The sequence below is a fragment of the Paenibacillus sp. B01 genome (genome assembly GCF_009649995.1).
GTDB lineage: Bacteria > Bacillota > Bacilli > Paenibacillales > Paenibacillaceae > Paenibacillus_O > Paenibacillus_O pasadenensis.
The window spans coordinates 3,068,786-3,084,771 of the sequence record NZ_CP045802.1; the positions used below are offsets into that span (position 1 = coordinate 3,068,786).

Genomic DNA, 15,986 nt, shown 5'->3' on the forward strand with positions numbered 1-15,986 from the left:
ATGTAGTTATGTATGAATCGGTTAATGATGGAGGCAATCCGCACTCATGACGAACAAGAAATATAAAGCTCCAGCAGCCGAGAAGGTGCTGGATATTCTGGAGCTTATGGCCAAAGAGAACAAGCCGTTCTCGGTTACCGAGATCAGCAATACATTATCCATTACGACAAACTCTGTCTTCCGGATATTGAAGGAACTTGAGGAGAAGAAGTATATTCAGAAGAAAGAAAGCGACAGCACCTATCAGCTGACCGGCAAGCTGTATTACCTTGGCAGCTCCATTGCCAACCGCATTACGCTGAAGGAGGTCGCTGAGCCCTCCATGCACGCCCTCAGGGACGGCACGAGGGAAACGACCTTGCTGACGAAGCCGGGCTCACTTGGCAGGACGCTCGTTGTCGATCAGCTGGAGAGTCTGGAGCCAATCAAGTTCCTCTCGACTGTCGGTCTGGAGTATCCCTCCCATACCTCCGCCATGGGCAAGGCGATGCTGGCCTACAGTCCGGACCTGCTGGAGCTGTATCTGGCCCATCATGAGCTCGAACCTGCAACTCCAGGCTCTATTGCCGATCCGGTGAAGCTTAGAGAAGAAGCGGAGAAGATTCGCGCACAAGGCTACGCGCTCGACATGGAGGAATCCTGTGAGGGACTTCGGTGCATCGGCGTGCCGATCATGAATGCGGCCAGGCAGATCGAAGGAGCCATTGGCGTCTCTGGTCCCATCTTCCGTATGTCGAAGAAGACAATGGACCGCTATATCGGGCTCGCTCTGGAGCAATCCCAAGCTATCTCCGAGCAGCTGGGCTACAGGAAACCATAACATCGAATATAAGGAGGCCCGGACATCGACGTCCGGGCTTCCTTCTTTCTTCTTATCCATCTGCCGCTAAGGCGCGAGAATGGCGGCAAGCACCTGTGCTGCCTCTTCCCGTCTCGTAATCCCCAGCGGAGCAAATACGTCTTCACCGCGTCCTTGCATCCAGCCAAGCTTCAGCATATCGGCAATCGCTTCTTGCGCCCATCCTGCTGCTTCGTCCAGATCTGACGCCGTTTTGGCCTGCCCATGGGCCGGAATCCGGTCGATATAGGCCTTGGCGCGATAGAGCATAACCGCCATCTCTTGCCGTGTAATCGAAGCATGCGGCAAGAACCGATTGGCTGCTGCACCTTGAACAAGCCCTGCCTCATAAGCAGCCGCTACAGCCTCTGCATACCAATCGGATTCCGCTACGTCCAAGAATGGAGCGGAGGCGCTGGCGCTTAGCCTCAGAGCTCGCACAAGCAATGCAGCAAATTCGGCGCGTGTTACGCTTTGCTTCGGCTTAAATTCATCAGCGGTCACACCCGTTACAATCCCTCTGGCAGCCAGCATCTCAATGGCAGGCGCAGCCCAATAGGACGCAGGCACATCCTTGAAGGTTTTCTTATATTGCAGACCGGCATAAGTGCTGAAATGCTGTACCTCAGCAACCAGCATCCCGTCGCGAACTTCTCCTCCCACATACTCAAGTTGGCCGTCTTCCCTGATGAAGTACATGCCGAGCCGGGAGAGCTCCGCCCCTTCGTTCAGTTTCAAGGAAATCGTGATAGGCTCCTTGAAGCTGGACAGCTTCATCTCCTTGCCGCTCTGATCCACAACACTTAACGTGAAGTCGATCATAGACGTCGCCGCCTTGAGCTGAACCTTGCCCGCCTGCATCGCCGCAGCCACCAAGGACTGCGACTGTGGTTCAGTCAGCGTATCGAAGGCTACTGATACAACAGCTCCTTCCAGAGAGGCTTGCCCCAGGCTTGAGGTCAGCTCCTTCAATACGGAAGCAGGAATGTCAATCGCAAGCTGATCGGAGAGCAATTGCAGCTTGTTCTGACCTTGCACGCCGAATGATTGAGCTGGCAGAAGCACCTTGCTTTTGTTCGCCGGCACGTTCCATTTGATCACGCCATGATCTGCGCGTGGATTGCTTATGACTTCAGCCCTTGGGTCTTGTGTCGACAGGGGTGGAGCTGTAGTCACAGGAATAACAGGTGGAGTTGGCTGCTCGTTCTCATGCACTTGAATCTCCAATAACAGAACGCCTTCCGATGGAAGAGTGAAGGCTGTGGCCAGCTCCTTCCCTGTCATCATATCGGTAATGGTCACGGAAGATTGATCCGCCATCGCGATCTCCAGATCGGCGGTATTTTTCCCTACATTAATAATGGTCATAACATACCGATCGTCGGATGCCGGGACAACGCGCCATAATGCGCCCTTCTGAGCAAGGCCGTTGGATTCCTTCAGCTCCACTGGAAAGAGCTTGTTGGCCTCATCTAGAATGTCCAGCGCCTCGCTGGCCATTGCCGTCGGATCGCCAGGCATGGAGATCAATGTGCCATTGTCAGGCATGAGAGAAGCCGTCCGCGGCTGCTTATACTCATTGAATGCCAAGCTTTCTTCATCGATAATGACTGTACCGCCCGCAGTCAGATAATCCTGCAGTGCATCAAACTCGTCGTCTGTCACACTCGGCGTCTCTCGTACCACAATGACGTCCCAAGTGGAATGCGGCTGCTTCTTGATGATGCTTTCCGTCGCAAAGCCAATCGGAACGCCGTCAAAGTTCAACGCCTCATACAGCTCGAATTGATCATCCACATAATGCTCGTCATTAATCGCGGATGTCTCGGAGTAATAGATGCGTATCGGCTTCTCTTGCGTCTGGAATTGTACAATCTCCTCGGAGAACGCATTCAGATCCATCATGGTTTTGCTCAGCTCATTGGCAACACGCGGCTGCTGGGCAACCGTTCCCGGATAAGATTCCAGCAAGCCCTGCACCGTAGTATTCATCAGTCGGTTCTCGATGGAGCCGTCCGGATTTCGACCCCAGAACCAGGTGAAGCCAGCATCCATGCCCAATACAGTTGCGAGCCAGTAGGTGGAGCGGACATATTCAGGCTTCATGTATAGGTCTCTGTACGCTACTGTGGAGAGGAAATGCACCTCGGAATTGACATGTGCCTTCTCCGGGCTGACGGAATGCATGAAGTCATAGGACATCCCCAGCTCCTTCCAGTAGTACGCATAATGCTCCGTCCAATCCTCAGAGGAGCCGGTTGCCTTGAAGTTCACCTTCCGCGTCTTCGCATCGTCGCCGATGATCTCCGCCATCTCCGTCAAGTCCTCGAAGTTGATGCCATGCGTGCGATTGCCTTCGGCAAACAGGTCGGGCATCAGCTTCATATGCGTATTGGCATCAGGGTCATTCGCTTTCACCTGATCATGCAGGAAGGTCAGCCACTCCGTGCCTCTCTCCATATTGAAGAGGGATACATCATACCCTACCGGCGTTCCCTTGTACGATTTGTCCATTGGAATGACGCCTCTTGCTGCTGCATCGAAGCTGGCGAAGCTGGTGCTCCACAGCGCGTTCATCGCGTCAACCGATCCATGGCGATCCTGCAGCCACTCGGCGAACTGCTGAAGCGCAATATCTGATATGCCCTCCTGTCCGTTCGCCTTCTTCGCGACAGCCCAGTGACCCTTCTCCAGGAACCAATGCGGCTCATTCGCCAAGAGATAGCCAAGCTCCGTATAGGGCTTGCCGGATGTAATAGGTCCGGTCTGGCTCAGCACATCCTCCCATATCGAACGAATAGCGGGATGATTAATATCATATTTGGTGAAGGTTGTTATGCCATCACGCATCGTATCCCCATTCTGACTGACTGCCCATGCCGGAGCTGGATCATGCCATAGAATGGTGTAGCCCATGTTGCTTGTTGGGCGATTCTGCAGATCTCCGTATTTATCCGGTGCCGGCGTACCTGAATTGTCGGTCACAAAGCTTGGATTAATGGAGCGCGGCAGATCAATGCTGCCTAGATAATGATTATAGAGCGTCGCATTGTCCTTCGGAACATCCAGCGGCTTGGAGAAATAATCATGCAGGAACACAGGCTTGCCGTTGCTGTAGAAGTTGCTGCCCTGCAGCGTTATGCCATCCCAGTCTACAAGGCGAACCGGTCTTCTGGTTACCGTTCCGTCCAGTACGGCGTTTAATTCCGCAATGGCAGCCTCCAGCATAGCGATAATTTCGACTCTTTCGAATTCAGGCAGCTCCACGGCCAATTCCTCGGGAGAACGTCCTCCCGGGCTATAAGTCGGAATGACAGCGAACATTTTTTTGTTAACAGCTATGTTCTGCTCATCCCAATCCGCGTACTTGTCGAATTCACCCGCGAACCATAGCGCTCCCTTCTCCCGCTCCGCATCCAGGCTTCTGGATTCTGCCAGCGTAATCAGCTCTTCGAGCTCATTCGTTCTAACTCGAATAAGAGCCTTGAGCTCGCTCGGGGATAACGCGCCATACTTCATAACCGTCTTATCGATAATGGCTCCGCTTGCCGCGATGACATCAATGTACGCTGCCTTGCCGTCTTCCGAGGTTAATGTCACTCTCGCCTGTCCTGAGCCTGCGGCTCCTGGCGTCAGATAGACACGTCCCTCCACCAATTCCGCCGTCACAACAGCTTCGTTAGAGGAAGCCGCTTCCACAGCTATCATACCCAGCTTGGCTTCCGTATTCTGAATGCTGGCGTCAATTATTTTGCCATAGGACACGACGTTAATTTCCTTTGGAATGGAAGCGATAACGGTAAGCGTCGTTCCCTCGGCAATAACTGCATCATTGGTCAGGGCGACAACAAGCGGCTTCAGCACCTTGGCCGAGCCCTTGGACAGCTCCAATCTGTTCTTCGCATACAGCGACAGCACCGATCCGGCATCCAGCGCCAGCAGCCCTGTAGGACCAACCGTCTCTCCTTTGCCTTTCATATATAACGCGCTGCCCGGCATGAATTGTACGGCTCCAATACCCCCGGCGCCTACCGCGCCATTGCCGATAATAAAGCCTTCATCACGGAAATCCTGCAGTTGTCCCTTCACCGTTATGACACCGTGCACCGTCATCTGAGCTGTATACTTCAAACGAACGTTCGCTGGCACCGTCACATTGCTAGGGATGGTCACCGGCTTGAACACTTCGATGACCTGGTAGGTGACACCGTTCACAACCTCGTTATTAAGCGCTCTGACAACCTCCTCCCCACCGGTCTGAAAGGCTTGGATGGCTGAGAGCAGCTGCCCCGCTGTTGTGATCTCCGCAACAGAAAGCGCTCCTGGCTGCTTAGCCGCAACAAACGATGTGGTCGCAGCCTCCAGCTCCGCCCGAGCTTGGCCGTAATCCGATTCCGTAGCATCCGGATCCATACGAACGGCAGCTGCACTTTGAATGGCAGCCACAAAGCTGTCCTTAACAGCGGGTGTTACCCACTGGGTGTCGGACCCCACATCTTGCCCGTCCACGCTGGAGCTTGTGAAGTCGCGATGGGCCTCTGCGATGGCCAGCGCCTCTGTCAGCTGCACCTTGTTAAGCCCCGCCGGGAAATAGGCGACTCCCTCTCCGATATTGGCAATGGAGAAGTTGAAGGTTGCTTCGTCCGATACTGTAATTTTGCTAAATACCTGGCTTGTCACCGGCTTGGCCAAGGTGACCATGCCTGCTGCAAGATCCAGATGCTGATCCGCTCGAACGGCCACTCTCGTGTCGGCTCCCAAGCGGAAGATACCGTTAACGCCAATTACCTCTGTTCCTTGCTGGTAATAGCTGCTTCCTGTGTGGAAGTTCACTTTGCCTGTGCCGGCTCCAATTAAACCGCCTGTACGTAATTCCGGAGCTCGGCTGTCCTGCACGATGCCATAGATGTCCAGAGTGGTGCTGACGGTTGGATGTGTGAAAAGCTGAAGCTTCACCCCGCTTGCAATGGACATTGCCTTATCCAGCACAACTGGCTCATACAGCTCGGCCGTGTTGCCATTCAGCTTTACTTTGGTATCGTCAATTGTTAGCGTTTGCAGGAATGCCACTAGTTCAGATGCCGACGCAATACGAATGACCCCATTGCCTGTTCCCTGCGCCTTGGCGGCATTAAAGCTGCTTGTAGCTGCTGCCAGCTGGGCAACGGCGTTATCTACCTCCAGCTGGGTCGCGCCAGATTGATCCCTTACTGCGGCCGCAGCTAGAATAGCGCTTTCATATTGACTCATTACAGTGGAGCTTACCCATATGCCGGGCGCTGTTACATCGGTTCCATCCACGCTGATGGATACGGATGCCCGGTTCGTATTGGCTTCATGGATGGCTTGGACTAATGCCGTCGTGTCGGCCTGGCCCGGTGGAGGCGTCATCTGCAGAATGCCATCCGCAATGGTCCCGTTGACCACCAGCGTCGCGCCATCCGCGACAATAATTGTTTTGGCCATATCTGCCGTTACTGTCTTGCCTGCCGCAACCGTTACGGTCCCGGAGGTAATCTCAAAATGATTGCTGGCGGATAACGTCACACTGGCGTTTGCACCCAGCATAAAGTGTCCATTTGCGCCAACCACCTCTACGCCTTGCTGGTAATAGCTGCTTCCCGCATGCAGAACGAAGGAGCCGGCACCCGTTCCCACTATGCCGTTTTTGCGGAAATCAAGCCCGCGACTGTCCTGAAGCTTGCCATAAACCTGAATATCGCTTTGAATATTCATCTGAACAAAGCCTTGCAGCTTGATGCCGCTCGGAATGGCAAAGGACTCATTCAGTGTGACGGGAGTGCTGACTTGAACCGTTGTGTTGGAGTCTGCCAATATAATTTTTGACGCATCTCCGCCCTTTGTTTTCAAATAGTCCGCCAGCTCCTGTGCGGTAGATAGCTGCGGCGAAGCAGCGGCAATTGGCGGTACTGCCAATGCGCTGATCATCACGATACATAACCATAAAGCAATTGTCTTCTTCATTATAGACCTCCTTGAATCGATGGGCAGCCGATATCGACGCTTGCGCGATCTCAGGCTGCCATCGCTTCTATCTCTTATTCGTCTTCCTTCATAACGGGAGCAATCTCCAGCTTGAAGGCAAATTCCTTGTCGCTCAGCTGATAAGCCTCCAGCAGATCCGTTCCGCAGGAGCTGGAGCCGATACCGTTCATCCGATGATCGAGGTGAACAATGGTCTCCTTCCGACGCTTCAGCTCATACGTATGCATCGCCTCGGTCAGATCCTCCGGTGTATAATGCAGCGCCTGGAAGGAATATGAACTTCCCGGGCTTGTAAACTTCAGTCCCATGCCAAGCGCGTTGCTTACCGTCGCCCACTCTGTTCCATAACGAGAGCCGTTCTCCTGCGGCACGACATAGGATTGATACATCTCATCGACAGTCAGCGCATATTTCCCTTTGCGTACGCTTCTCCTCTTGTCGACATAGCTTTCATGAGGACCATAGCCGAAGTACTCCACCTCTTCATTGCCCCCCGGCATCATCCACTGCAGACCGATTCGCGGCAAATACGGCAGCTCCTCACGAACCTTCATTTCGGCCGCAACGGTAATGACGCCTTCGCCATCAATCTCCCATATCGATGTGCCCCTCAGGATCGGCAGCTTAATGTAGCCGCCCAGCGAGAATTCGACCTCGAACCTGACTTTGTCAGCGGCAGACAGCGTCATCTCAGAGCGGTACACCTTCGTTTCGATTCGATCGTAGCCCTCCTGCCTCCAGAACACCTTAATCTTGCGGTCATTATCTGCCGGTGCCCGCCAGATGTGGAATTTCGGCATACCCTGCAGCAGCGGTACTCCATGCTTGGTCACCCTTGTGAAGGTGCCGGCCTGCAGATCGAATACATGCAGGAAATCAAAGCCCTCGATCGTTACTTCCGAGCCTTCTGTCCGCACCTTCAAGGATGGCTTCCAGGCAATCGTCGTTTCTTGATCAATAGAGGAATGAGGAGCTGGCAGCTCGAACTGCTCACTGGTCAGCTCATGCCCCGCAGCCGCCCAGCGCGTATCGCGGCTCTGCATGACCGTTATTTGCAGGAACCAGCGTCCTCCTTCAGCCGGTATTGTATAAGGCACCTCGATAACCTCGGACTGCTTCGGCGCGGTATGGAGAACAGGCAGTAAGCCTTGCTCCATCGTCTCGCCATCCCGTTCTACCTTCCAAGCCATTACGCAATCCGATAAATCGATAAAATCGTAGCGATTGGTGACACGGACCAGACCCTTCGACAGCTCCTCCGCCTCCAGCAGCACTGGCGCATTAACCTTCTTCAACTCCAGCAGGTTCGTATGCGGAATTCGGTCTGGGCTGACCAGTCCATCGATACAGAAGTTCCCGTCACTCGGCTTATCACCGAAATCGCCGCCATAAGCGAAGTAAGCTTCGCCCTCCGGCGATACAGCTTTAATGCCGTGATCGCACCATTCCCACACGCAGCCGCCCATTAGCTTGGGATACTTGTAGATGACATCCCAGTAATCCTGCAGGTCGCCGCAGCTATTGCCCATGGCATGGCTGTATTCACACTGCAGCAGCGGCTTGTTCAGACTCTCATTCGTCGCGTAATCCAGCAGCTCCTGAACCGTCGCATACATACGGCTGTTGACATCCAGGCAATCGGTATCGGGATGGCCGTTATATTTAAGCGCAGCCCCTTCGTAATGAATGACTCTGGACGAGTCCCGCTCCTTGGTCCATCTCGCCATGGCAATATGATTGACGCCATAACCGGACTCATTGCCCATGGACCACATGACGATACATGCATGGTTTTTGTCACGCTCCACCATCCGAATGGCGCGCTCTATGAAAGCAGCCTCCCATGCCGGGTCCTTCGTCAGCATATGATAATCACCCGCGTGCAATACGCCGTGGCACTCCAGATCCGCCTCGTCGATTACATAGAAGCCCAGCTCATCGCATAAATCCAGGAAGCGAGAGTCATTGGGATAATGAGAGGTTCTGACTGTGTTCACATTGTGTCGCTTCATGAGATGCAGATCCTGAATCATATGCTTAAGTGGAATCGTCTGGCCAAGCTCCGGATGCGAATCATGCCGGTTAACGCCCTTCAGCTTCACCGCTTGCCCGTTAATCAGGAACACGCCATCCCGAACCTCAACCTTCCTCATCCCCACTTTGAAATGAAGCACCTCGCCGCCGCCGGTGACGAACAGGCTGTAGAGATAGGGCCGTTCCGCATGCCATAGCTCCGGCTGCTCCACAGTCAGGCTGAACGTGGCGGAGCCATCGATGGTTCCCGATGCTTCCCCCTGCTTCACCCCGGAGGCGTCTACGAGCTGTATAGTTACGTCTACGGAGCCAACCGTGTCGATTGTGCATTGCACAACAGACTGATCCAGCCCCTCCGACAGGTCCGCCCGATAGAAGACATCACGCACTCTGCTTTCGCTGCGAGCCAGCAAGTAGACATCCCGGAATATGCCGGAATACCGCCAGGCATCCTGATCCTCCAGGTACGAACCATCCGACCACTTCAGCACCATAACGGACATTCGATTGCTGCCGTCCCGAAGATAAGGCGTCAGGTCGAACTCTGCCGGCATGCGGCTTCCTTGGCTATACCCGACGAAAGAGCCATTCACCCACAGATAGAAGCAGGAATTGACGCCCTCGAATACAACGTGCTTCTGCTTGCCGACCCATTCCTCCCGAACCTGGAAGTCCCGAATATACAAGCCCGCCGGATTGCGATCGGGAACGAATGGAGGATCACAAGGGAAGGGATAATTGACGTTGGAATAGTGCATCTGATCATAGCCGTTAGACTGCCAGCAGGAAGGCACAAGCAGATCATCCCAGCCGCTGACATCGACCCCGTCCTCATAGAAGGCATCCTTCACTTCATGCACGCTGTTATAGTACCGGAACTTCCACTGCCCGTTTAACGTTTGGTACAGTGGCGACTGGCCTCGCTTGGCTGACTGCGCCGACCGTTCATCCGCATAGGGGATATAGTGCGCGCGCGGTTCCTCTCGGTTGACATGGAGGACATGGAGATCGTCCCAATATTTTGTTAAGTGCAGCATCGCTTTTTTCACCTCAAATGAAACTTGCTTACTTAGGATATAAAGGGAACCTGGAGAGCAAGCTCCAGGTTCATATGGCTGACTGACCGTTATTTACTTCGCTTTGTAAGCGTCGTAATACTTTTGGTAAATGGACACATACGTATCAATGTTCATCTTCTTCAGCTGCGCCACGTAGTTTTCCCAATCCGCATGCGTGAAGCCGTTCATTACAAATTGTGCGAAGTTTGAAGAATAGAAGCCGTTTGGTCCACCCAGGTCAAGCTGGATCGGAGCCAGCGTCTCGATGTCCTCCGTTGTCATCAGCATGGATGGCAAAATTTCTTTTGGAGCAAAAGGATCGTACATATTGTAATAAGTGCGCTTCTCATCCGCTTGAGCATCGATATAACGATCTACCATATCTTAAGAACAATCGTCACAGCGCCGTTGCCAGGTGCTTCGGAATGCTTGAACGCTCCGAATGCCACGCCCTCTGGAGGTGTCAGCTTCTCGATTGTGCCGTCAGCATTTTCCTTGGAGGTCAGACCGAACGGACCGGATTCGAACTGGAAGCTTTGCTTCTCTTCATAGATGCTGTCGATCCATTTCATTGTAATTTCAGGGTTTTTGTTGCTGTTTGTAATCGCGAAGGAGCCGATGCTGAAGCCTACAGGCATACGCAGCCACCCTTGCTCGCCATTAGCGCCTTTGAGAGGCGGTACCGCTACATAATCATTTTGAACATTACCAAATACGGAGCCAAGGGAATAGGTGAAGAATGCGCCAACCTGCGGCACTTCACTGCGAATCTTCGTCTGGTAAGCGTTCAGGTTTTGCGTGAACACCTCTTGATCCATCAAGCCTTCCTTGTACAGCTTGCTCATGAATTGCACGTAGTTCTCGTATTCAGGCTGCTCTGGTGCATATTTCACCGTACCGTTGTCGATGTACAGATGATCGCGGTTGTCGTCATTCGGGATGCCGAAGGCACCTGCCAATGCGTTAGGACCATTCTGCGAGTTATTGCCGAATACGAAGGAGAATGGAATTTCATCGGCCTTCTTGTTGCCATTCGGATCGTTTTCCTTAAACGCTTTCAGCGCATTGTAGAACTCGTCAACTGTTGTTGGGATAGCCAATCCCAGATCATCCAGCCATTTCTTGTTAATGAACAAGGCGGAAGGAATACCATTGAAATCACGCTCTACCGTTGTAGGCAAGGAGTAGATGTGACCGTCCGGCGCAGTAATCTGCTTCTTGAATTCCGGACGCTGCTCGAATACCTTCTTCAGATTTGGAGCATGCTCCTCGATCAGCTCCTCCAGCGGAATTAACGCGCCTTGGCTGCTCAGCTTGATTACCTCTTCATCCCTCAGCACACCTCTGCCGAAGAACGCATCCGGAAGCTGGCCGCTCGCAATCGTAATATTCTTTTTCTCCACAAGCTGCTCTGTGCTCACCATAGTCCACTTCACGTTAACATTCGTCTGCTCTTGAAGCTGCTTGAACATCTGCATTTCGTTGTAATCCTTCTTCACCTGTGGATCGGTTGCTGCGAAGATGCTCAGCTCAATCGGCTTCTCAAGAGGGAACTTGATGCTCTCCTCTACTGGCGCAGTGCTCTCCTGAGGCTTTGCCCCTTCATTGCCGCCATTATTTACGTTGTTGCCGCCATTGGAGCAGCCTGCAGCAAGCATAGTCATCGTAACGAGCATTGCCGTACCTGTTACGAACCATTTTTTTCTCATTTTTTTTGACCTCCTATATGGTAGTAAAGCATCTATTCATGAAGCTCAGTTAGCCTTTCACCGAGCCGATCATGACACCTTTGACGAAATAGCGCTGCAGGAATGGATACAGCACAAGAACGGGAAGACTGGAGACAACCACCATACCATATTTGATAAGCTCGGATGCCTTCTGCTCCTCGGCTGCATCCCCTGAAGCATCGATGAGATCCAGCTGCGCCTCGCTAATAATCAATATTTTGCGAAGCACGATTTGGAGCGGGTGAAGGCTTGCGTCATTCAGATAGATGAGCGCCTGGAAGTACGAGTTCCACATCGCTACCGCATTAAACAGCACCATAACCGCGATAATCGGCAGAGACAGCGGCAGCACCATACGCAGGAAAAACTTGAAGTTGCCGCAGCCGTCCATCATAGCCGCCTCCAGCATTTCCTGAGGAATGTTGGACTGGAAGAAGCTTCTTACGATAATGAGCTGATAGACGCTGACCGCACCGGGTACAATCATGGCCCACATGGTATCCACCATTCCAAGCTCCTTCACCAGGAGGTAGGTTGGAATGAGACCGCCATGGAAAAACATCGTGAACAGGATCAGCAGCATCAGCGTGCCTGCCATAGGAAGATCCTTTCTGGACAAGGCATATCCCCCTGTAATAATTAGGGACACTCGAAAGATGGTGCCGAGCACCGTATACATAATGGAATTCTTATAGCCATTCCAAATTTCTGCGTCTCCAAAAATTCTTTCATAGCCGATCCACGAAATATCCTGGGGAATAAGCAGCACCTTGCCTGCGTTCACCAGATCCGGATCGCTGAACGAAGCGATAATAATGAAATACAGCGGATAAATGACGATCCCGAGAATAAGAAGGAAGAACATAATGTTCGTCCAATCGAATAGCTTATCTCCTCTGCTGCGACTCCAAGTTTCCATCGTGTTGACTCCTCTCTACCACAAGCTGTTCTGGCCGAAGCGCTTCGCCAGGAAATTAACCATCAGGAGCAATAGACAGTTAACGATGGAGTTAAACATGCCGATTGCAGCGGAATAGCTGTATTGCGCGCCTATTAATCCTGTTTTGTACACATATGTCTGAATGACCTCTGCCGAGGATACGTTAAGCGGATTCTGCATGAGATACACCTTCTCGAAGCCAACGGACATAAAGTTGCCGACACTGAGAATGAGCAGCACGATGACCGTAGGCATAATGCTTGGCAGATCAATGTATAGGATTCGCTTGATTTTGCTGGCTCCATCCACAACCGCGGATTCATGCAGCTCCGGATTGATGGAGGTAAGCGCGGCCAAATAAATAATCGTTCCCCAGCCCGCATTCTGCCACACACCCGACCATACGAAGATCGAAGCGAACCAGTCCGGCTTGGCCATGAAGAAGATCGTCTCCAGCCCTAGCGTCTCCAAAAGCTGGTTAATGATTCCGTTTCTCGGAGACAGGAACAGGTTCAGCATACCTACGATAACGACGGTTGAGATGAAATGAGGCGCATACGTTACCGTCTGAACCAGCTTTTTGAAGCGCTTGCTTGTCAGCTGATTAATAAGCAGTGCCAGTATGACTGGTATCGGGAACAGCAGCAGCTCGTACACGCTAATCGTCAGCGTATTCACAAGCACGTCCCAGAACTTATAGCTGTCAAAGAAACGAAGGAAGTTGTCGAATCCGACCCATGGGCTTCCACTAATTCCTTTGAAGGGAGCAAAGTTCTTGAAGGCGATTTGCAAGCCGTAGATTGGTCCGTATTCGAATACGGCGAAATAAAGCAGTGTTGGAAGCAATAACAAGTATAACTCGTAATGTCGTTTCCAGCGGTTCAACACATGATTCCCTCCAATTTCGAAAAATGCCGATGTTGTAAAGCGCTTTCACCAAGGTGCCCATTCATCGTAACAAGCAGGGCAGAAGAGTACAATCAGCGAGATTTTCACCTATATGCGAAAAATAAAAAACGCACAAAACCATTGATACATCAAGGGTTTTGAGCATTTTCCACCTATTGCGGCGGTCTTTCGTGCGGTTTCTGCATACGTTTTCTATACTCGCCGGGAGTGAGCTGAAGCTCGGATTTGAACTTCCGAATAAAGCTCGACGGATCACTGTAGCCAATTCGCTGAACAATGTCCGTAACCGTTAGATCCGTCTCGATGAGCAGGCGCTTTGCTTCATCAATACGAATGCCATTCAAATAATCCGACACCGTTCGACCCGTCTGCTCCTTAAAATATCGGGAGAGATAGGAGGGCGATTGCGAGAAGTGGCCCGCCATGCCTTGAATGCTGAATTGCGAATCCGCATATTTGGCGTGCAGCAGCTCGATAATTTGCTGAAGCAGCATATCCTCCCCTGGCTGCTCTTGCTTCTCCAGCAGCGGCGCAATTTCGTCCAGCGTCTTCCACACGATGGCATCCATCTGGGAATAGGAGGTGCACTGCGTCAGCTCAATAATATCGGGATAAGAGATCGCAATGCCGCGATGAAGCGCTTCATTGGACACAGCTTTGAGAATCGTATGGACAATGTCGAAATAAATGTATTTGGCCGTCAGCAGCGACTGGCTCCTCGCCCGTATCTGCTCCAGCGTATTCTCCATATACCGTCTCGTTTGCGCCAGATCGCCTTCCTTCAAATGGAAGCTGAGCATGTCCAGCTCTCGCGCTGGATAAGCCAAAAACTTGTCGTCACCGGAAGAGAGCTGATCCGGCAGAATGACGCGATCGCTTCCCGCTATAAGATGGAATTGTAGCGCTGTTAACGCGCCGATATAGGACTTGGGCAGCTCGCTGAGCTCATTGCATTTGTCGCCCACGCCGATCGTCCATGGTATGCCAGTTGCCGCGTCCAGCTCCTTATGCCATGTGGACCAAGCTTCCCCTTCCTGCCACTCCTGTATCCAGATCCAGCGATGCGGCTGTATCGTCTCCACCTGATACATGTCAATCTCATCGGGAATCATCAGCCTCCATGGACATGAAGTCGCCGGCGCGGAGTCAGCGGAATCGAGCCTTTCATTTGGATGCGCTTGCATACATACGACCCTGTATTGACCGCGAAGCCTGATGCCCAGCTCCTCGCAGGCTTGGCGGAACGCTTCCTCATCACCCGTCCCGCCTTGCAGCAGCTGGGTAAGCAATTGCTGTCTGCGCGCCGGTCGGCTAAGCTCGACCTGGTTCTCCAGCGTCATGCTCCGAGTGCTCATATAATCGAATGCCGATTGCAGCTTGTCCAGTCCTTGCCGTGAGCCGCCGTCTGACTGCTGCAGCTTCTCATCCACAATGCGAATAAGCCTCCGCAGCGGATTATAATGCACATGCATATTGATGTAGATGATGCTGGAGCCAATAATAAGAATGAGAGCCAGTACAATGGTTGCTTTATATTTCAGCTCATCAACCGGCTTCATTAGCTGGGTCTCCGACACCACGGTAATATACGTCCAGTCGCTGGATGCGGAGGTGATTCTGGACACATAATAAGTCTCGCCGCCCAGCTGCCTGATTCCGCTAAGCTCTGTTTCTGAATACAGCAGCTCCTTCGGAAGCTTCAGCTTATCGGACAACGACGTAATCAGCTCTCCCTGCTGATCCACGATATAGACATTGCTTTGCACATAAGGAAGAAAGGACTGAAGCATGCGTTTCATTTCATTTTCCTTGATGAGATAGATCAGCATTCCCTTCGTATCAATGGGAGAGCCAATTTCCGGCACGGGAACGGAATAGGAGATATAAGGATCCCAGGAGCTGTCCTGCTCACTCTTCAGCGAGGCGGCCGCCTGGACATGAACCTCGTCTAACGCCAGCAGCTTTTCAAATTGCTCATAATCCATCTGTTCCTTGAGATACATCTGATGAAACACGGAGGGCAGATACGTGCTCTTCGACGAAATCAGCAGCGGCACCCCATGGGCTTTGTATACAACCTCCGAGAAAAACGTATTGGCTTCCGCGTAGAGACTGATCTTCTCCTTCGCCTCGTAGACGGCATAAGCTTCGCCAAGCTGCTCCGGATCGAATTCCCGTTTAGCCGACAGCTGAATCGCGATATTCCTCATCTCGGACAGCTGGGTGTCCATCGTATCTCTAACCTGCTCCAGCATTCCGTGATTCGACTGAAGCACTTGCGTCTGAAGCATTCCTACAAAATATTGATAAACAAAAAAGCCGGTAACCAGCACCGGAAGTATAAGCAAGAGCGCATAGGAAATCAGGTATTTGTAGAACAAGGACATCTTGCCCAGCTTCATTCTCATGCTCATGCTGCTCCTTTACTTCGAGAATGGAATCATGGAAAAAAGCGCGATCCTATTAACTTA

8 protein-coding genes are annotated in these 15,986 nt (G+C 52.2%); 1 reads left to right on the forward strand and 7 read right to left on the reverse strand.

The genetic code is table 11. The features are described from left to right. Window positions 1-46: 46 nt before the first annotated feature. Window positions 47-820 carry an IclR family transcriptional regulator gene (locus GE073_RS13195; RefSeq protein WP_153783648.1) on the forward strand — a complete coding sequence of 258 codons (774 nt, stop codon included), beginning with the start codon at window positions 47-49 and terminating at the stop codon, window positions 818-820. Window positions 821-886: 66 nt separating this feature from the next. Here the strand turns inward: GE073_RS13195 and GE073_RS13200 are convergent, their stop codons facing one another. The 7 genes from GE073_RS13200 to GE073_RS13230 all read right to left on the reverse strand — a co-directional run bounded on the left by GE073_RS13200 (window position 887) and on the right by GE073_RS13230 (window position 15,923). Beyond that, on the reverse strand, window positions 887-6,823 hold the full coding sequence (locus GE073_RS13200) for an S-layer homology domain-containing protein (protein WP_153783649.1): 5,937 nt from the start codon (window positions 6,821-6,823) through the stop codon (window positions 887-889). Window positions 6,824-6,897: 74 nt separating this feature from the next. Then, window positions 6,898-9,915: a glycoside hydrolase family 2 TIM barrel-domain containing protein gene (locus tag GE073_RS13205; protein WP_153783650.1), complete on the reverse strand. Its 3,018-nt coding sequence runs from the start codon at window positions 9,913-9,915 to the stop codon at window positions 6,898-6,900. 93 nt (window positions 9,916-10,008) lie between these two features. Beyond that, the gene (locus GE073_RS13210) at window positions 10,009-10,317 is read right to left on the reverse strand and encodes a hypothetical protein (RefSeq protein WP_153783651.1); all 309 of its coding nucleotides are present in this window, start codon (window positions 10,315-10,317) and stop codon (window positions 10,009-10,011) included. Next, a complete protein-coding gene (locus tag GE073_RS13215; RefSeq protein ID WP_153783652.1) occupies window positions 10,311-11,645 on the reverse strand; it encodes an extracellular solute-binding protein in 1,335 nt (444 codons plus the stop codon). Before GE073_RS13215 ends, GE073_RS13210 begins: the two co-directional genes overlap by 7 nt. Before the next feature lie 49 nt (window positions 11,646-11,694). Continuing rightward, window positions 11,695-12,585 carry a carbohydrate ABC transporter permease gene (locus GE073_RS13220; RefSeq protein WP_153783653.1) on the reverse strand — a complete coding sequence of 297 codons (891 nt, stop codon included), beginning with the start codon at window positions 12,583-12,585 and terminating at the stop codon, window positions 11,695-11,697. A gap of 15 nt (window positions 12,586-12,600) precedes the next feature. Then, window positions 12,601-13,494, reverse strand: a complete 894-nt coding sequence (locus tag GE073_RS13225) for an ABC transporter permease (protein ID WP_228551494.1) — start codon at window positions 13,492-13,494, stop codon at window positions 12,601-12,603. 173 nt (window positions 13,495-13,667) lie between these two features. Further along, window positions 13,668-15,923 (reverse strand): helix-turn-helix domain-containing protein, encoded by a 2,256-nt coding sequence (locus tag GE073_RS13230; protein WP_194843359.1) that lies wholly within the window; start codon window positions 15,921-15,923, stop codon window positions 13,668-13,670. Between the last annotated feature and the right edge of the window lie 63 nt (window positions 15,924-15,986).